This window comes from Pseudonocardia wallangbongensis, from assembly GCF_054486945.1.
Map to the genome: position 1 here is coordinate 391869 of NZ_JBRERS010000002.1, position 16809 is coordinate 408677.

Consider the following 16809-nt stretch of genomic DNA (forward strand, 5'->3'; position numbering starts at 1 on the left):
GCCCGCGCGTTGCGCCACGACCGTGGAGGCATGTCACTCGACCCATCCCCCGTCTGGTTCATCACCGGCTGCTCCACCGGCCTCGGCCGCGCGCTGGCCACCCACGTCCTCGACCGTGGCTGGCGGGCGGCGGTCACCGCCCGCGACCCGCGGACCGTCGCCGACCTCGTCGACGCCCACGGCGACCGGGCAGTGGCCCTGCCGCTGGACGTCACGGATCCCGAGCAGGTCTCGGCCGCGGTCGCGCGCGCCGAAGAGGCATTCGGCCGGATCGACGTGCTGGTCAACAACGCCGGCTACGGGTACCTGGCCGCCATCGAGGAGGGCGAGGACGCCGAGGTGCGGGCGCTGTTCGAGGCCAACGTCTTCGGCGTCGTCGCGGTGACCAAGGCCGTCCTCCCGGGCATGCGCGCCCGGCGCACCGGTCACGTCGTCACCATCTCCTCGCTCGGTGGGCTCGCCGCGTTCGGCGCCACCGGCTACTACCACGCCACCAAGTTCGCCGTGGAAGGGTTGTCGGAGTCCTTGGCGGCGGAGGTCGCGCCGCTGGGCATCGGGGTCACGATCGTGGAGCCCGGGGCCTTCCGGACCAACTGGTCCGGGCCGTCGATGCGGCAGTCCGCCACCCGGATCGACGACTACGCCGAGACCGCGGGCAGACGCCGCGACGCGACGCTGGCCACGTACGGCCGGCAGCCCGGCGACCCGGCCCGCGCCGCCGAGGCCGTCGTCGCCGCGCTCGAGGCGAGGGAGCCGCCGCTGCGGCTGCTCCTCGGCACCGCCGCGCTGCAGGTCGCCCGCGGCAAGCTCGACGCGCTGCAGCGGAACTTCACCGACTGGGAGCGGCTCACCCTGAGCACCGAGGTCGCGACCTCACCCGCGTGACGCCGTGGTCAGCGCGGGGCCGAGCGCGTCCAGGGCACGGGCGGCGGTGTCGACCATCTCGACGACGCGTCCGGTGCCCAGGTGGTCGGCGGCGAAGCCCAGGTACTGGACGTGCACCTGGACCTGGGCCCACAGCCGCTCCACCTCCCGCAGCGCCGGCGGGAGCTGCGGCGCGGCGTACGTGACCGGCGCGGTGGCGCCCTGCGCGGCCAGCGTCGCGACGTCCAGCCCGGCCGGGGCGACGCGGGCGTTGCCCCAGTCGATCAGCACGGCGCCGTCCGGGTCGAGCAGCACGTTGCCGCGGTGGGCGTCGCCGTGGGTCAGCGTGCGCGGCAGCAGGGCGAGGGCGGCGCGGAGGCGGGCGTCGGTCGACCATCCCTCGAGCAGTTCGGCGATCTCGGCGAGGCGGGGTTCGCCGGTACGGCCGTGCGCGCCGCGGACCGCGGGCAGCGTGTGCCCGGCGACCAGCGCCCGCCACCAGCCCGCGTCGACCACCGGGATGCCGCGCGGGCGCCGGCGGTGCCAGTGGGTGTGCACCCTGCCCAGCACGTCCCACACCGCCGCCGGCACCGCACCGCCGTCCAGCGCGGCGCCCGCGTAGAACGGCAGGAGCAGCCAGTCGCCGTGGTCGTCGCGGCCGGTGGCGAGCAGGCGCGGGCGGTCCACACCCGGCACCACGGCGAGCGCGCGCATCGCGGCCACCTCGCTCGGCCGTGCCCGCTTGAGGACGACCGCGGCGGGCCGACCGGCCACGTCCAGATCGATGCGTTCGACGGTGTCGGCGACGTACCCGCCCGCCAGCGGAGCCCGCGCGGTGACCGTGACCGGCGCTCCCGCCCACCGCGCGGCCGCGTCGATCCACGCGGAATCCGGCGGCGTCACCGCAGGAGCACGAGCACCAGCACGGCGGCGGTCACGCCGATGATCAGGGCCAGCACGCCCCATGAGGCTGGGCGGACGTTCCAGGTGCGTCCCTTGTCGAGAGCGATCCGGCCCGCCCCGGTGAGCACGAGCGCGGCAGCGGCCAGGCCGAGCACCACGTCCAGCTCCACCGCGTTCGGGCCGGCGGGCGAGGCGATGAAGAAGCCGTTGCCGACCTTCACCGCCACCGAGTTGATCATCAGGGCGAGCAGGCCCGCCGCCGCGATCGGGGTGAGGAGGCCCAGCACCACCAGCGCGCCGCCGACCAGGGCCGTGAGGCCCGCGACCCAGGCCAGCACCGGCGCCTGCTGGTAGCCGAAGCCCTCCAGCGTGCGGGTGAACTCCCCGATGCCGGGGCCGCCCCACATCCCGGTGACGATCTGCATGCCGTGGGCGAAGAACGTGCCGCCGACGGCGAAGCGCATCAGGAGCAGGCCCACGTCGGTGCCCGGGTTCCACGCCAGCGGCCGCCGGTTGGGCCGGGTCTGGGAAGGCTCCTGGGAACCGAACCCACCCCCGCCGGGCAGGATCGAGGTGGGCTGGTCGCTCATGGTGCCAGAGCGTAGCCGTCCCCGTTGTCGGCAAAGCCACTTTGCCGCAAGCACGTGTCGGCGAGGTGGCTTTGCCGCAATGGCGAGCACCCCGGCCACGGCACCCGATTCACCGGCCGCTCACCCGGCGCCACCTAACCTTGACCCCGTGGGAGGACGGGTGCGGCGCGCGGCCGCGGCGGCGCTGCTCGTGCTGACGCTCGGTGGGTGTGCCACGTTCCCCGAGCAGGGCCCCCGCGAGTGGCACGAGCAGTTGGAGGGCGCGGGCGAGCTCGGCGGGCCCCCGGTGGTGCCGGAGCCCACACCGCAGCCCCGGCCGCAGCAGCCGCCCGGGCAGGAGGGGCAGGACGGCCCGCAGCAGCCGCCGTCGGGCTGCCAGGACCCCGACCCCCAGGTCATCGCCACGTGCCTGAACCCGGTCGGAGCCATCGCGGTGCTCCCCGATGCGGCCACGGCGCTCGTCGGCGAGCGGCAGACCGGGCGCGTGCTGCGCGTCGAGCAGGGCAGCGAGCCGGAACTGGTGGGCACGGTGCCGGTGGACCCCACCGGCGGTGGTGGCCTCACCGGGCTGGTGCTGTCGCCGTCCTACATCGAGGACCAGCTCGTCTACGCCTACGTCACCACGCCCGAGGACAACCGCGTCGTGCGCATCGCGGCAGGCGAACCGGCCAAGCCCGTGCTCACCGGCATCCCCCGTGGCCCGTCGAACAACAGCGGCGCGCTCGCCGTCGACGAGGACGGCTCGCTGCTCGTGGCCACCGGCAACGCCGGGCAGATCACCCCCGCGCCCGAGTCCCTGGCCGGGAAGCTGCTGCGCATCGACGTGCAGGGCCGCCCGGCCAAGGGCAACCCGGACCCCCTCTCGCCGACCTTGAGCACCGGGCTGCAGTCCCCCGGCGGGATCTGTGTCGACCCCCGGCGGGGCGCGGCCTGGGTGACCGACCGGCGTGCCGGCGAGGACGTGCTGCACCTGGTCGTCCCCGGCGAGCTCCCGGCGCCCGCCTGGCGCTGGCCGGACCGGCCCGGTGTCGCGGGCTGCACGGCCCAGGACGGTGCCGTGGCCGTCGCCCAGGTGCAGCCGGAGTCGCTGTTCGTGATCCGGTCCGACGCGAAGAACCTGTTCGTCGGCGCACCCGAGACGATCCTGCAGGAGACCTACGGCCGCCTCTCCGCAGCCACCCTCGCGCCGGACGGCCTGCTCTGGCTGGGCACCGTCAACAAGGCGGGTGGCGAGCCGGTGTCCTCCGACGACCGCGTGATCCGGATCCAGCCCCTCGCAGCCGGCGGCGACAACCGGCAGTAGACCGGATCAGCCGCAGCGCTCGATCACCAGCTCCCGCACGCGCTTGGCGTCGGCCTGCCCCTTGGTGGCCTTCATGACCGCGCCGACGATCGCACCCGCGGCCTGGACCTTGCCGCCGCGGATCTTCTCGGCGATGTCCGGCTGGGCGGCGAGGGCCTCGTCGACGGCGGCGAGCAGCGCGGTGTCGTCCGAGACGACCACCAGTCCGCGCGCGGCGACGACCTCGTCGGGCCCGCCCTCACCGGCGAGGACGCCGTCGACGGCCTGGCGCGCCAGCTTGTTGGACAGCTCGCCGGACGTCACGAGCTCGATCACCCGGGCCACCTGGGCCGGTGTGATCGGCAGCCCGGCCAGCTCGACGCCGCGGGTGTTGGCCTGCTGGGTCAGGTAGGAGACCCACCACGACCGGGCCTCGCCCGCCGGGGCGCCCGCGGCGACGGTGGCCTCGATCAGCTCGAGCGCGCCCGCGTTGACCAGGTCGCGTAGCTCGGCGGCGGTGAGGCCCCACTCCTGCCGGATCCGGCCACGGCGCTCCCACGGCAGCTCGGGCAGCGTGGCACGCAGCTCCTCGACCCACTCGGCCGGCGGGGCGATCGGCACCAGGTCGGGCTCCGGGAAGTACCGGTAGTCCTCGGCGGTCTCCTTCGTCCGGCCCGACGACGTGGTGCCGGTGGACTCGTCGAAGTGCCGAGTCTCCTGCACGACGCGGTCGCCCGCGAGCAGCACGCCCGCCTGGCGCGTCATCTCGTAGCGGATCGCGCGCTCCACCGACCGCAGCGAGTTGACGTTCTTGGTCTCGGTGCGGGTGCCGAGCTCCGTCGCACCCTTCGGCATCAGCGAGATGTTGGCGTCGCAGCGCAGCGAGCCCTGGTCCATGCGGACGTCCGAGACGCCGAGCGCGCGCAGCAGGTCGCGCAGTGCCGTGACGTACGCCCGCGCGACCTCGGGCGCCCGCTCCCCGGTGCCGGAGATCGTCTTCGTGACGATCTCGATCAACGGCACCCCGGCGCGATTGTAGTCGAGCAGCGAGTACTCGGCGCCGTGGATGCGCCCGGTGGCGCCGCCGACGTGCAGCGACTTGCCGGTGTCCTCCTCCATGTGCGCGCGCTCGATCTCCACGCGGAACACGGAGCCGTCGTCGAGCGGCACGTCCAGGTACCCGTTCACGGCGATCGGCTCGTCGTACTGGGAGGTCTGGAAGTTCTTCGGCATGTCCGGGTAGAAGTAGTTCTTCCGCGCGAACCGGCCCCACGGCGCGATCGTGCAGTTCAGCGCCAGCCCGATCCGGATGGCCGACTCCACCGCCGAGCGGTTGACCACCGGCAGCGCCCCGGGCAGGCCGAGGCACACCGGGCACACCTGGGTGTTCGGCTCCGCCCCGAACATGGTGGGGCAGCCGCAGAACATCTTGGTCTGCGTGTTGAGCTCGACGTGGACCTCGAGCCCGAGCACCGGGTCGAAGCGCTCGAGCACCTCGGCGTAGTCGACGAGTGTCGGCGCGCTCATGCGGCAACCTCCGGAACGCGATCGATCAGCGGGCCGTCCTCGGCGTTGCGGGCCGCCTCGTACGCCGCCGCCACCCGGTACATGCGGGCCTCGCCGAGCGCGGGGGCCATCACCTGCAGCCCGACCGGCAGCCCGTCGGCGAGCCCGGACGGCACCGAGATCGCGGCGGTGCCCGCCAGGTTGGTGGGGATCGTGGCCAGGTCGTTGAGGTACATCGCCAGCGGGTCGTCCACCTTGTCGCCGATGGTGAACGCCGTGGTGGGCGTCGTCGGCGAGACCAGGACGTCGGCCTGCTCGAACGCCGCCGCGAAGTCGCGGCTGATGAGCGTGCGCACCTTCTGCGCCTGCCCGTAGTAGGCGTCCCAGTAGCCGGACGAGAGCGCGTACGTGCCGAGGATGACGCGCCGCTTCACCTCCGCGCCGAACCCGGCCTCGCGGGTGGCGGCCATGACCTCCTCGGCGGACGCACCGCCGTCGACGCGCAGCCCGTAGCGCATGGCGTCGAACCGGGCGAGGTTGGAGGACACCTCGCTCGGCAGGATCAGGTAGTACGCCGCCAGCCCGTACTCGAAGTGCGGGCAGGAGACCTCGACCAGCTCCGCGCCGAGCTTCTCCAGCTGCCGCAGCGCGTCCTCGTAGGACGCGCGGACGCCGGGCTGGTAGCCGTCGCCGGACATCTCGCGCACCACGCCGACGCGCAGCCCGGACAGGTCGCCGCTCGCGCCGCGGCGCGCGGCCTCGACGACCGCAGGAACCGGCTCGTCGATCGAGGTGGAGTCCATCGGGTCGTACCCGGCGATCACCTCGTGCAGCAGCGCGGCGTCCAGCACGGTGCGCGCACACGGCCCGCCCTGGTCGAGCGAGGACGCGCAGGCGATCAGCCCGTACCGGGAGACGCCGCCGTAGGTCGGCTTGGCGCCGACGGTGCCGGTGAACGAGGCCGGCTGGCGGATCGAACCGCCCGTGTCGGTGCCGATCGCGAGCGGCGCCTCGAACGCGGCGAGGGCCGCCGCCGAGCCGCCACCGGACCCGCCGGGCACGCGGCTGGTGTCCCACGGGTTGCGGGTAGGGCCGAAGGCGGAGTGCTCGGTGGACGAGCCCATCGCGAACTCGTCCATGTTGGTCTTGCCCAGGATCGTGATGCCGGCGGCGCGCAGCCGGGCCGCGACCGTGGCGTCGTACGGCGGACGCCAGCCGTCCAGGATCTTCGAGCCCGCCGTGGTGGGCATGTCGATCGTGGCGAACACGTCCTTGAGCGCGAGCGGGACGCCGGCCAGCGGCGACGCGGGCGCGGTGCCCACGGCGAGGCCCTCGTCCACCAGCGCCGCCGACGCGAGCGCGGCGTCGCCCGCGACGTGCAGGAACGCGTGCACGTCGCCGTCGACGGCCGCGATGCGGTCGAGGTGGGCCTGCGCGACCTCCACGGCCGACACCTCGCGGGAGTGGATCTTCGCGGCGAGGTCCGCCGCGTTCATCCTGGTGAGCTCGCTCATGCCTCCTCCCCCAGGATCCGCGGCACGCGGAAACGGCCGTCCTCCGCGGCGGGAGCACAGGCCAGCGCCTGCTCCTGGGTGAGGCCGGGGCGCAGCTCGTCGGGGCGGAACACGTTCTGCAACGGCACCGCGTGCGAGGTGGGCGGGATGTCGTCGGCAGCGACCTCGCCCACGCGGGTGACCGCACCGAGGATCACCTCGAGCTGGCCGGCGAAGACATCCAGTTCGGCGTCGGTGACGGCGAGCCGGGAGAGCCGGGCGAGGTGTGCAACCTCCTCCCGGCTGATGTGCGCTGCCGCGGGTTCGGCGGACATGTCCCTCCAGGACTGGCGTGCTCAGGGGCCCGCAACCGGGTGCGGACGATGGCGATACGTGCCGCGCCGGGCGCTGGCATCGACACCTTGCGAGTCTAGTCGTCGCCGCATTCGATATCGGGGGCGGTACGAGCTGCCGCCCTCGTGCCGAAACGGCTCGCTCCTGACACAATCCGCATAGCAGTGCCGCCGCGTGAACCGCCCCGACTGACGCGGGAGGAGTCCCGCGGTGGGGGGCGCGTACGCGAGAGGACGTGTGGTGTGTCGTTCCTGCTCCGGGTCGTTCTTCCGGACAAGCCGGGCAGCCTCGGGTCCGTGGCCACCGCGCTGGGCAACGCGGGGGCCGACATCCTCGGCGTGGACGTCGTGGAGCGGGCCCATGGCCATGCCGTGGACGACCTCGCGGTCGAGCTGCAGCACGGCCGCCCGCCGGACGTCCTGATCACGGCGGCCGAGTCCGTCCCCGGCGTCGAGGTCGAGTCCGTCCGGCCGCATTCGGGCAAGCTCGAGACGCACCACGAGCTGGAGCTGATCGACCAGATCGCCGGCGACCCCGAGCACGGCCTGCAGTTGCTCGCCGACGGCGTGCCCCGGATCTTCCGCGCGGGCTGGGCGATCGTCGCCGTGCGGGACAACGGGTCGTCCTACCGGCTCGCCGAGAGCCCGGCCGCCCCGGAGACCCGCGCGGGCGACCTGCCGTGGCTGCCGCTGGAGAAGGCCACGGTGCTGGACCCCGCCGTGCACTGGATGCCGGAGCCGTGGAGTGCGCTCGACACCGAGCTCGCGGCGGCGCCGTTCGGGCCGAAGGCACGCGCCCTCGTCGTCGGGCGGCCCGGCGGGCCGGCGTTCCGGCCCTCCGAGCTGGCGCGCCTCACCCACCTGGCCGGCATCGTCGTCACGGTCCTCGGGCCTTGAGCACGGTCCACTAGTGGACCGCCCCTGGTCCCGCGTCCCGAGCTGGGTCGGCCCGGCCCTGCGGCCCGAGCTCGCCGGCACGATCGACGGCATCATCGCCGCCGTCCGGGCCGAGGTGCCCGAGTACGCCCGCCCGCTCACGGGCCGTTTCGGCGCCCGGATCACCGAGGGCGTCTCGGTGGCGCTGGGCCAGTTCCTCGACCTGCTGGGCCGCGACGACCCCCTCGACGACGCCCGGGTGTACCGGGCGCTCGGGCAGCTGGAGCACCGTGAGGGCCGCACGCTCGCGGCCCTGCAGACCGCCTACCAGGTGGGCACCCGAACGCTCTGGCAGCGCCTCGCCGCCAGCACCACCGCGCGCCGGCTTCCCCCGGAGGTGATCTTCAACCTGGCCGAGGCGCTGTTCGGGTACATCGAGCAGATCAGCGCCGCCTCCGTCGCCGGGTGGGCGGACGAGGAGGCCAGCCAGGCGGGGTCGCTGCAGGCCCGCCGGCACGCGCTCGTGGAGCTGCTCGCCCGGCCGACCCCACCGGCGGCGCCAGCCGAGCTGGAACGGGCCGCCGCGGCCGCGGGCTGGACCGTGCCGGCCCGGGTCGCGGCGCTCGTCGTCGACGACGCGGTGGCCGTCGCCGCGCGCCTTCCCGGCGCGGTGGGCGCCGACCTGGACCCCGTGGGCCTCGTCGTCGTGGCCGCCCGCGGGGAAGCGGACTCGGCCTGGCTGGACCGCGTCCGCGGTGCGGCCGGTGAGCGGCGTGCCGTGCTCGGGCCGGTGGTCGAACCCGCGCAGGCGCACCGCTCGGCCGGCCTCGCCCAGGCCGCGTGGCCGCTGCACGCCGCCAACCGGCTGGACGACGACGCGCCCCTCGTCCGCGCGGACGAGCACCTCGTTCCCCTGCTGCTCGCCGCGGCCCCGGACCTCGCCGCCGCGCTCACCGAGCGTGCGCTGGCCCCCCTGCGCGCCTTACCGACCGGCGCCGCCGCCCGCGCCGAGGAGACCCTGCGCGCCTGGCTGGACGCCCACGGCGACGTCACGGCCACCGCGGCCGCGCTGCACGTGCACCCGCAGACCGTGCGCTACCGCCTCGCCGCCCTGCGCGAGACGTTCGGCGGGGCGCTGGACGACCCGGCGGCCCGCCTGGAGCTGGCGGTTGCCCTGCAGGCAGGCGCCAGCTGCGAGCACCCGTAACCGGGGGCCGCACCGCGAGGTAGCCCGCCCGCAGCCGTCACACACCAACCTTGGTGCCCACACACGAACTGCAGTTGGTGTGCCGGCACCACAGTTGGTGTGCGACCGCGGGGTCAGGTCGTCGAGAGGCCGCGCAGGACGATGTCGAGGCCCCGCCGGAACTCCTCGTCGGGCGGCACCGACCGGGCGTCGGCAGCCGTGCGCGCGAGGAGCGGGTAGTCGGCGGCGGACAGCTCCGACATCACGATCGTGCCCGGCCCCGACAGCGCGGCGAAGTGCTCGTTCTGCAGGAACCCGAGGACGTGGCCGATCAGCGTGCGCTGGGCGAGCACGCGGTCGGCGCCGTCGAGCCCGCCCTCGGTGAGCACCGACAACATGGCCTCGATCAGCCGCAGCGAGCCCGGCGCGGCCTGCCGGTGCCGCAGCACCAACGGAACGACCGCGGGATGCCGGGCCACCGCCACCCGCATGCGGTCCAGCAGCACCCGGACGCGTTCCTGCCAGCCGGCGTCCGGCAGCGACGTGTCGACCGAGCGGAACACGTGGTCCACGACCAGCAGCTCCAGCGCCTGCCGGTCGGCGACGTAGCGGTACAGGCCCATCGTGGCCACGCCGAGCTCGCGCGCGACCGCACGCATCGTGAGCGCCGCGAGCCCCTCGCGATCGACGACGGCGAGTGCGGCGGCGACCAGCTGGTCGTCGGTGAGCGAGCGGGGGCGGGGCACGACTTGACAGCGTACAAGGTACGCGCATACTGGATCGTAAGCGTACTTCGTACACCTAAGGAGGATCCATGGCGCCCACACACATCGCGCCCCGCACGCTGGACACCGTCGCCGGGTCGCGGGTGCCGGTACCGCACCCCGATCACCTGGTCCACCTGCAGTTCCGCCGGTTCGCCGGGTGCCCCGTGTGCAACCTGCACCTGCGCTCGTTCGTCAACCGGCTCGCGGACGTCGAGGCGGCCGGCGTCCACGAGGTCGTGGTCTTCCACTCGAGCGCCGACACGCTGCGCACCTACACGTCGGACCTGCCGCTCGACGTGATCGCCGATCCCGACCGTGTCCTCTACCGGGAGTTCGGCGTGGAGTACGGGGCGCGCTCGTTGCTCGACCCGCGCGGCTGGCCGACCATCGTCCGCGCCGTCGCGTGGGAGCTGCAGGCCATCCGGCGCCACGCGCGGCCCGCTCCGCCGACCACCCCGGAGGGCGGCCGCCTCGGCCTGCCGGCCGACTTCCTGATCGCACCCGACGGGAGGGTGCTCGCCGCCAAGCACGGCGCGCACGTCGACGACCAGTGGTCGGTGGAGGAGCTCCTCTCGCTGGTCCCGGCCGGGACGGAGCACCGGGCATGATGACCATCGAGGTGTTCGTCACCGGCCGCACGCTCACCGCCGATGCGGAGCGCGAGCTCGCCGACCGCATCCTCCGGACGCTGACGTTCGAGGAAGCGGCCCCGCACTCGGTGCTGGACTCCACACGCGAGCTCATCCACGTCGTGGTCGTGCAGCCGCGGACCTGGGCCACCGGCGGGCCGGCGGCGGGCCCGGCGCCCCGCTACCTGGTACGGGTCACGGTGCCGGGGTCCTGGAGCAACCCGGAGTTCGCCGGCCACATCGTGCCCATGATCACCGATGCCGTCGCCGGCACCGAGCCCGACGCCACCCGCCTGCGCCGCGAGCCGCACTGCGTCGTGCAGATCATCGGCCTGCGCGAGCACTGCGTGGGCACGCTCGGCCGCGCCATGGCGAGCACCGAGATCGTGCGGCTGATGACGCAGGGCTTCCGCGACTCCGGTGAGCGGCCGGTGGCCCCGGAGGGCAGCACGATCGACCCGGTGTGCGGGATGGCCGTCGAGTGGGCCACAGCCCGGTACACCCTCACCCACGACGGGGTCGACCACGCCTTCTGCGCCCCGGGCTGCCGCAAGGTCTACGCGGAGGATCACAGCCTCGTGTGAGCCACACACCAACCGTGGTGCTCACACACGAACTGCAGTTCATGTGTGAGCACCGAAGTTGGTGTGCGTGAGGGTGGGACCCGGCGCGCTCAGCCGGCGAGGCGGACCGGGTCGCCGAGCGGCTTCGGGCGGGGCGGGAGCGGGGTGACCTCCGCCTTCGGGGCACCACCGGGGAACGCGAGGCGGGCGAGCTTGCGCACCACCTTGCCGTACTGCCGCGGGAGCGAGCCCGTGGTGTAGGGCAGGCCGTAGCGCTCGCAGATCTCCCGCACCCGCGGTGCGATCTCGGCGTAGCGGTTGCTCGGGAGGTCCGGGAACAGGTGGTGCTCGATCTGGTGCGACAGGTTGCCGGTCATGATGTGGAACAGCGAACCGCCGGACAGGTTGGCCGAGCCCAGCATCTGCCGGACGTACCACTGGCCCTTCGTCTCGCCCTCGAGCCGGTCCTCGTCGAACGTCTCGGTGCCGTCCGGGAAGTGCCCGCAGAAGATCACGGCGTGCGACCACATGTTGCGCACGACGCTGGCGGTGGCGTTGGCGGCCATCGTGGAGAGGAACCCGGGGCCGGACAGCAGCGGGAACAGCACGTAGTCCTTGGCGAGTTGCTTACGCGCCTTGCGCCAGAGACCGCGGGCCTCCTTGCGGACCTGCTCCCACGACTTGGTGCCCTCCTGCGCCTTCTCGACCTCGAGGTCGTACAGGGCGATGCCCCACTCGAAGATCATGGAGAGGCCGACGTTGTAGATCGGCTGCAGCAGGTAGACCGGCTTCCACTCCTGCTCGGGGGTGACCCGCATGATCGCGTAGCCGAGGTCGCGGTCCTTGCCGCGGATGTTGGTGAACGTGTGGTGCTCGTAGTTGTGCGACCTCTTCCACGACTCGGCCGGGGAGGCGTGGTCCCACTCCCACGTCGTGGAGTGGATCCTCGGGTCGCGCATCCAGTCCCACTGGCCGTGCAGGATGTTGTGGCCGAGCTCCATGTTCTCGAGGATCTTGGCCACGGACAGCGCCGCCGTGCCGGCGATCCATGCCGGGGGGAACCGGGAGAACAGCAGCGTGGCCCGGCCGCCGACCTCGAGGGCCCGCTGCACGGCGACGACCTTGTGGATGTAGCGGGCGTCGCGTTCGCCGAGGGTGCCGACCACCTCGGCGCGGATCGCGTCGAGCTCGGCACCGATCGCCTCGACCTGCTCGTCGGTCAGGTGTGCCGCAGCACTCGGGGTCTGAGTCATGGTTGCTCCAGGGGTTGACGAGCGGCGAAGCCGCTTGGGTGAGCACGCAACCGGCACCGCCGCGGGTTCTCAGACGTCTCCTCGCGAGGACAGCGCCGACGTGGTGAATCGGCATTCATGAGGAGGCGATCCCGGAGCGAGGGGACGTCTGAGGTTCCGCTACCGGCACCGCTACGCAACGATCATCACCACTTCTCAAAGCTCGATCTCGACGTCGCCCGCGGCGCCGGAGACGCAGGTGCGGACGATCTGGCCTGGGGCGTCGTGCAGATCGCCGGTGCGCAGGTCGCACACGCCACCGGAGCGCAGCCGCCCGACGCAGGTGTGGCAGATGCCCATGCGGCAGCCGTTCGGCAGCAGCGCGCCCGCCGACTCACCCGCTGCGAGCAGCGCGACGCCGGGGCCTGCCTCCGCGGTGATCCCGCTGGTCGTGAACGTGACCCGGCCACCGGTGCCCGGGTCGGCGACCGGCGTGGGTGCGACGAAGCGTTCGACGTGCAGCGCCTCGAGGTCGCCGTAGCGCGACCAGTGCTCGGTGAGCGCCTCCAGCAGCCCCGCCGGCCCGCACGCCCACGCCTGGCGCGCCGCCCAGTCGGGCACGACGTCCGCGAGCGCGTCCGGGGTGAGCCGGCCCTCGGCGGCGGTGTGCCGCTCGACGAGCCGCAGCCCGGTGGTCGCGGCGAGCGCGCGCAGCTCGCTCCCGAACACCAGGTCGTCCGGTGTGCGGTCGCAGTGCACGACGACGGCACCGTCCAGGGCGCAGGGCCGGCCGGCCGCGACGTCGCGCAGCATGCCCATGACGGGCGTGATCCCGCTGCCCGCCGTGACGAACAGCAGCTTCTCCGGCACCGGGTCCGGCAGCACGAACTCGCCCGCGGGCGGCGCGATCCGCAGCAGCGTGCCCACCGGCGTGCGGTGTGCGAGCGCCCCGGAGACGGTGCCGCCCGGCACCGCGGTGACGGTGACGGCGAGGCGCGCGTCGCCCGGCCTGGAGGTGACGGAGTAGGTGCGCCACTGCCACACGCCGTCGAGCCGGGTCCCGATCCCGACGAACTGGCCGGCCCGGTGCGGGATGCGCGAGCGGGCGGTGTGCAACAGCAGCGTGGTCGTGTCGGCGGTCTCGCGGCGCAGTCCCACCACGCGCGCATGCGGCTCGCTCGTGGACCACAGCGGGTTCAGCGTGCCGAGCAGATCGTCGGGCAGCAGCGGTTGGGTGAACAGCGCCGCCGCCCCACGAGCTCGCCTGCCGATCTCGCCGAGCACTCCCATGCAGGCGACGCTATTGCTCGCATCGCACACGATGCCACGGCTCCGGCCACGGTCACGGCCGCAGTTCTGTGGCGAAACCCAAAGAGGGTGGGCTAGATCCGGTAGCCGCTCAGCTGGAGATCCTGGCGGAGATCGAGCACCTCGGACACGAGGTGGTTGTTGCCGGCGGCGAGGAGCCCCCTCCGGGTGACGAGCACGTCCTCGAACCCGATCCGGGTGTCGACGCCCAACAGCATCGCCTGCTCCAGCACCGGCCACGCGCCCGTGTCCTCGCCGTGCAACAGGATCGGCACCGGCATCGAACCGAGCGCGCGCAGGATGCGCAGGCCCTCGGCCACCGCCGTGCTGGGGTCGGTGACGGTGGACTCCGCGAGAACCCGGGTGGTGCCGGGCGGCACCCCATTGGCGCGCAGGGTGACGGCGTCGCCGCTGGTCCACACGCCCAGCTCGATGCCGATGCCCACCGAGCGGACCGCGGCGCAGACGTCGACCCAGCCCTTCTCGTGCACGTTGACCGAGCACACGTCGGGCTTCCCGAGACCGAGGTGACCCCACGCGAGCACGGCCTCGATCCGCTTCCGCGGGTCGCGCTCGATCCAGCGGCCGGTGGTGACGCCGATCTCCATCGAACGTGCCTGGGCCCGGATCGCGGCCACGGTGTCCCCGACGAACACCGGGTCGAGCGTCTCCAGCCCGGACGGGTCGCGGGGGTGCACGTGCACCGAGCCGACCTTGAGCTCGGAGACCGCGCGCGCGTCCCGGGCGAGGTGTCGCGGAGTGACCGGGAGCAAGGGGTGCGCGTCTGCGGGCCACGACCCGTTCAGCACCGCCTGCAGCACCCTGGCACCCCCCGATCCCCACGGATCCTAGTCACCGGACGCTCGGATCCTACGGGCCGCCACCGGGCATGATCATGCCGGTCAGCTCTCGACGGTGGCGACCTCCCTCGCGGCGTCCGGGCCCCGCTCCAACAGCACGCGAAAGCCCGCCTCGTCGAGGATCGGGACACCGACCTCGAGCGCCTTGTCGTACTTCGACCCCGGCGAGTCGCCCGCGACGACGAAGGCCGTCTTCTTCGACACCGAGCCCGCGGCCCGGCCCCCGCGGGCGGTGATCGCCTCCTTGGCCTCGTCGCGGGAGAAGCCCTCCATCGAGCCGGTGATCACGATTGACATCCCGTCGAGCGTGCGCGGGACCGACGCGTCGGCCTCGTCCTCCATCCGCACCCCGGCGGCCCGCCACTTGCGGACGACCTCGCGATGCCAGTCGACCGAGAACCAGTCGCGCAGGGCCGCCGCGATGGTGGGCCCGACGCCCTCCACGCTCGCGATCGGGGCCAACGCGGCGGCGAGCGCCTTGGCCTGCGCCCGCACGGCGTCGCGCGCCGCGCGTTCCTCGGCCACAGCCCGCTCGTCCGCGGTGGGTTCGCCGGCTGCCTCGGTGGCCGCGGCGACCGCCTCGGCGCCGGTGGCCGCCGGCGCCGCGCTGCCGCCGGCCTCCTCGTCACCCGGTTCGTCGGCCGTGCCGTCGGAGGTGATCACGTACCCGGCCTCGGCAGTGGCCCGCGCGGCCTCCTCGGCGGCGGCCTCGATGGCGTCCATCGACCGGAACTCGCGCGCCAGCGCCTGCGCGGCCGTGGGCCCGACGTGCCGGATGGACAGACCCACGAGCGCCCGCCACAGCGGCCGCTCCTTCACCGCCTCCAGGTTGGCGAGGAGGCGGTGACCGTTGGCGGACAGCTCGCCGTCCTTCTTGCGGAAGAGCTCGACCCGCAGCAGGTCGGCCTCCGTGAGCCCGAAGACGTCACCCTCGTCCTGCACCACCCCGGACGTGAGCAGCGCCGTGGCGGCCTCGTAGCCGAGGCCTTCGATGTCGAACGCGCCACGGCCGGCCACGTGGAACAGCCGCTCCCGCAGCTGCGCCGGGCAGGACCGGGCGTTGGGGCAGCGCAGATCGACGTCGCCCGCCTTCTGCTGGGCGAGCTCGGTGCCGCACTCCGGGCAGTGCGTGGGCATCACGAACTCGCGCTCGGTGCCGTCGCGCAGGTCGACGACCGGACCCAGCACCTCGGGGATGACGTCGCCCGCCTTGCGGATGACCACGTGGTCGCCGATGAGCACGCCCTTGCGCTTGACCTCCTGCGCGTTGTGCAGGGTGGCCAGCGCGACCGTGGAGCCCGCGATGACGACCGGCTCCATCTGCGCGAACGGTGTGACGCGCCCGGTGCGCCCGACGTTGACCTGGATGTCGAGCAGCCTGGTGGTGGCCTCCTCCGGCGGGTACTTGAAGGCGATCGCCCAGCGCGGCGCCCGGGACGTGGAGCCGAGGCGCCGCTGCAACGCCACCTCGTCGACCTTGACCACGACGCCGTCGATCTCGTGCTCGATGTCGTGGCGGTGCTCGCCCCAGTACTCGACGTGGGCGAGCACCTCGTCGATGCCGGTGACGACGGCGCTGCGCTCGGACACCGGCAGGCCCCATGCGCGCAGCGCGTCGTAGCCCTGCGACTGGCGTTCGAGGGTGAACCCCTCGCGCTTGCCGAACCCGTGGCAGATGAGGCGGAGCCTGCGCGAGGCGGTGACCTTGGGGTCCTTCTGCCGCAGCGACCCCGCTGCGGTATTGCGCGGGTTGGCGAACGGCGGCTTGCCCGCCTCGACGAGGGAGGCGTTGAGCGCCTGGAAGTCCTCCAGCCGGAAGTAGACCTCGCCGCGCACCTCCACCACCCGGGGCACCGGGAACTCGTCGGTGCCGGTGAGGCGGTCGGGCACCTCCTCGAGGGTGCGCATGTTGAGTGTGATGTCCTCGCCGGTGCGGCCGTCGCCACGGGTGAGCGCACGGGTGAGCGCGCCGTCCTCGTAGAGCAGGTTGACGGCGAGCCCATCGATCTTCAGCTCGCACAGGTGGTGGAGCTTGCCCTCCCCGACGTCGCGCGTGATCCGCTCGGCCCACGCGCGCAGCTCGTCCTCGGTGAACGTGTTGTCGAGGCTGAGCATGCGCTCGAGGTGGTCGTGCGCCGCGAAGTCGGTGGCGAACTTCCCGACCACCCGCTGCGTGGGCGACTCGGGGGTGACCAGCTCGGGGTGGGCGCTCTCCAGATCGACCAGCTCGCGCCACAGCGCGTCGAACTGCCCGTCGGAGACGACGGGCGCGTCGAGCACGTAGTAGCGGAACTGGTGGTCGGCCACCTCCGCGGCCAGCCGCGCGTGCCGTTCGCGCACGTCAGTGTCAGTGCTCACGAGCAGAGGTTAGCGACGAGGACCGACATCCGGCGGCAA

At 73.5% G+C, this 16809-nt stretch carries 16 protein-coding genes; 6 read left to right on the forward strand and 10 right to left on the reverse strand.

All coding sequences use genetic code 11. The annotated features are described in order from the left end of the window. The first annotated feature begins 30 nt into the window (after positions 1-30). Positions 31-885 (forward strand): oxidoreductase, encoded by an 855-nt coding sequence (locus ACU436_RS08100; protein WP_459023227.1) that lies wholly within the window; start codon positions 31-33, stop codon positions 883-885. On the opposite strand, the gene ACU436_RS08105 is transcribed toward ACU436_RS08100, so the two are convergent. Beyond that, complete coding sequence (locus tag ACU436_RS08105; protein ID WP_459023229.1) at positions 874-1767, reverse strand: aminoglycoside phosphotransferase family protein; 894 nt, start codon at positions 1765-1767, stop codon at positions 874-876. The two genes, ACU436_RS08100 and ACU436_RS08105, sit on opposite strands and share 12 nt — an antisense overlap. Beyond that, a complete protein-coding gene (locus ACU436_RS08110) occupies positions 1764-2357 on the reverse strand; it encodes a DoxX family protein (RefSeq protein ID WP_459023231.1) in 594 nt (197 codons plus the stop codon). The genes ACU436_RS08105 and ACU436_RS08110 overlap by 4 nt, the downstream gene beginning before the upstream one ends. 148 nt (positions 2358-2505) lie before the next feature. On the opposite strand from ACU436_RS08110, the gene ACU436_RS08115 reads away from it, so the two are divergent. Then, the gene (locus ACU436_RS08115) at positions 2506-3660 is read left to right on the forward strand and encodes a PQQ-dependent sugar dehydrogenase (RefSeq protein WP_459023233.1); all 1155 of its coding nucleotides are present in this window, start codon (positions 2506-2508) and stop codon (positions 3658-3660) included. A 6-nt stretch (positions 3661-3666) separates the two neighbouring features. Here ACU436_RS08115 and gatB read toward each other — a convergent pair whose 3' ends face one another. Genes gatB through gatC form a run of 3 tightly spaced genes read right to left on the reverse strand, consistent with a single transcriptional unit; the run spans position 3667 to position 6973 of the window. Further along, positions 3667-5166 (reverse strand): Asp-tRNA(Asn)/Glu-tRNA(Gln) amidotransferase subunit GatB, encoded by a 1500-nt coding sequence (gene gatB / locus ACU436_RS08120; RefSeq protein ID WP_459023235.1) that lies wholly within the window; start codon positions 5164-5166, stop codon positions 3667-3669. Beyond that, positions 5163-6659 (reverse strand): Asp-tRNA(Asn)/Glu-tRNA(Gln) amidotransferase subunit GatA, encoded by a 1497-nt coding sequence (gene gatA, locus ACU436_RS08125; RefSeq protein WP_459023237.1) that lies wholly within the window; start codon positions 6657-6659, stop codon positions 5163-5165. Before gatA ends, gatB begins: the two co-directional genes overlap by 4 nt. Further along, complete coding sequence (gene gatC / locus ACU436_RS08130) at positions 6656-6973, reverse strand: Asp-tRNA(Asn)/Glu-tRNA(Gln) amidotransferase subunit GatC (protein ID WP_459023238.1); 318 nt, start codon at positions 6971-6973, stop codon at positions 6656-6658. Before gatC ends, gatA begins: the two co-directional genes overlap by 4 nt. A 261-nt stretch (positions 6974-7234) precedes the next feature. Here gatC and ACU436_RS08135 point away from each other — a divergent pair, with 261 nt between their 5' ends. Together ACU436_RS08135 and ACU436_RS08140 are read left to right on the forward strand one after the other, a co-directional pair. Then, a complete protein-coding gene (locus ACU436_RS08135; RefSeq protein WP_459023240.1) occupies positions 7235-7888 on the forward strand; it encodes an ACT domain-containing protein in 654 nt (217 codons plus the stop codon). 13 nt (positions 7889-7901) lie between these two features. Beyond that, positions 7902-9074, forward strand: coding sequence for a helix-turn-helix domain-containing protein (locus ACU436_RS08140; RefSeq protein ID WP_459023242.1), 1173 nt, complete (start codon positions 7902-7904; stop codon positions 9072-9074). A 113-nt stretch (positions 9075-9187) separates the two neighbouring features. Here the strand turns inward: ACU436_RS08140 and ACU436_RS08145 are convergent, their stop codons facing one another. After that, positions 9188-9799, reverse strand: coding sequence for a TetR/AcrR family transcriptional regulator (locus tag ACU436_RS08145; RefSeq protein ID WP_459023243.1), 612 nt, complete (start codon positions 9797-9799; stop codon positions 9188-9190). 68 nt (positions 9800-9867) lie between these two features. On the opposite strand from ACU436_RS08145, the gene ACU436_RS08150 reads away from it, so the two are divergent. Further along, complete coding sequence (locus tag ACU436_RS08150; RefSeq protein ID WP_459023244.1) at positions 9868-10428, forward strand: peroxiredoxin-like family protein; 561 nt, start codon at positions 9868-9870, stop codon at positions 10426-10428. Then, positions 10425-11033 (forward strand): hypothetical protein, encoded by a 609-nt coding sequence (locus ACU436_RS08155; RefSeq protein ID WP_459023246.1) that lies wholly within the window; start codon positions 10425-10427, stop codon positions 11031-11033. The genes ACU436_RS08150 and ACU436_RS08155 overlap by 4 nt, the downstream gene beginning before the upstream one ends. Before the next feature lie 89 nt (positions 11034-11122). Here the strand turns inward: ACU436_RS08155 and ACU436_RS08160 are convergent, their stop codons facing one another. The 4 genes from ACU436_RS08160 to ligA form a co-directional block, all read right to left on the reverse strand. Then, the gene (locus ACU436_RS08160) at positions 11123-12265 is read right to left on the reverse strand and encodes a fatty acid desaturase family protein (RefSeq protein WP_459023248.1); all 1143 of its coding nucleotides are present in this window, start codon (positions 12263-12265) and stop codon (positions 11123-11125) included. A 195-nt stretch (positions 12266-12460) separates the two neighbouring features. After that, on the reverse strand, positions 12461-13534 hold the full coding sequence (locus ACU436_RS08165) for a ferredoxin reductase (RefSeq protein WP_459023249.1): 1074 nt from the start codon (positions 13532-13534) through the stop codon (positions 12461-12463). Positions 13535-13626: 92 nt separating this feature from the next. Beyond that, the gene (locus tag ACU436_RS08170) at positions 13627-14373 is read right to left on the reverse strand and encodes a 3-keto-5-aminohexanoate cleavage protein (protein ID WP_459023251.1); all 747 of its coding nucleotides are present in this window, start codon (positions 14371-14373) and stop codon (positions 13627-13629) included. Between the two features lie 81 nt (positions 14374-14454). Further along, positions 14455-16776, reverse strand: coding sequence for an NAD-dependent DNA ligase LigA (gene ligA / locus ACU436_RS08175; protein WP_459024289.1), 2322 nt, complete (start codon positions 16774-16776; stop codon positions 14455-14457). Positions 16777-16809 lie beyond the last annotated feature (33 nt).

What these genes read in the sequence shown, in the direction of transcription:
- ACU436_RS08110 (WP_459023231.1), bottom strand. Translation starts at nt 2,357, where the DNA reads ATGAGCGACCAGCCCACCTCGATCCTGCCCGGCGGGGGTGGGTTCGGT.
- gatA (WP_459023237.1), bottom strand. Translation starts at nt 6,659, where the DNA reads ATGAGCGAGCTCACCAGGATGAACGCGGCGGACCTCGCCGCGAAGATC.
- ACU436_RS08150 (WP_459023244.1), top strand. Translation starts at nt 9,868, where the DNA reads ATGGCGCCCACACACATCGCGCCCCGCACGCTGGACACCGTCGCCGGG.
- ACU436_RS08155 (WP_459023246.1), top strand. Translation starts at nt 10,425, where the DNA reads ATGATGACCATCGAGGTGTTCGTCACCGGCCGCACGCTCACCGCCGAT.
- ACU436_RS08100 (WP_459023227.1), top strand. Translation starts at nt 31, where the DNA reads ATGTCACTCGACCCATCCCCCGTCTGGTTCATCACCGGCTGCTCCACC.
- ACU436_RS08165 (WP_459023249.1), bottom strand. Translation starts at nt 13,534, where the DNA reads ATGGGAGTGCTCGGCGAGATCGGCAGGCGAGCTCGTGGGGCGGCGGCG.
- gatC (WP_459023238.1), bottom strand. Translation starts at nt 6,973, where the DNA reads ATGTCCGCCGAACCCGCGGCAGCGCACATCAGCCGGGAGGAGGTTGCA.
- ACU436_RS08160 (WP_459023248.1), bottom strand. Translation starts at nt 12,265, where the DNA reads ATGACTCAGACCCCGAGTGCTGCGGCACACCTGACCGACGAGCAGGTC.
- gatB (WP_459023235.1), bottom strand. Translation starts at nt 5,166, where the DNA reads ATGAGCGCGCCGACACTCGTCGACTACGCCGAGGTGCTCGAGCGCTTC.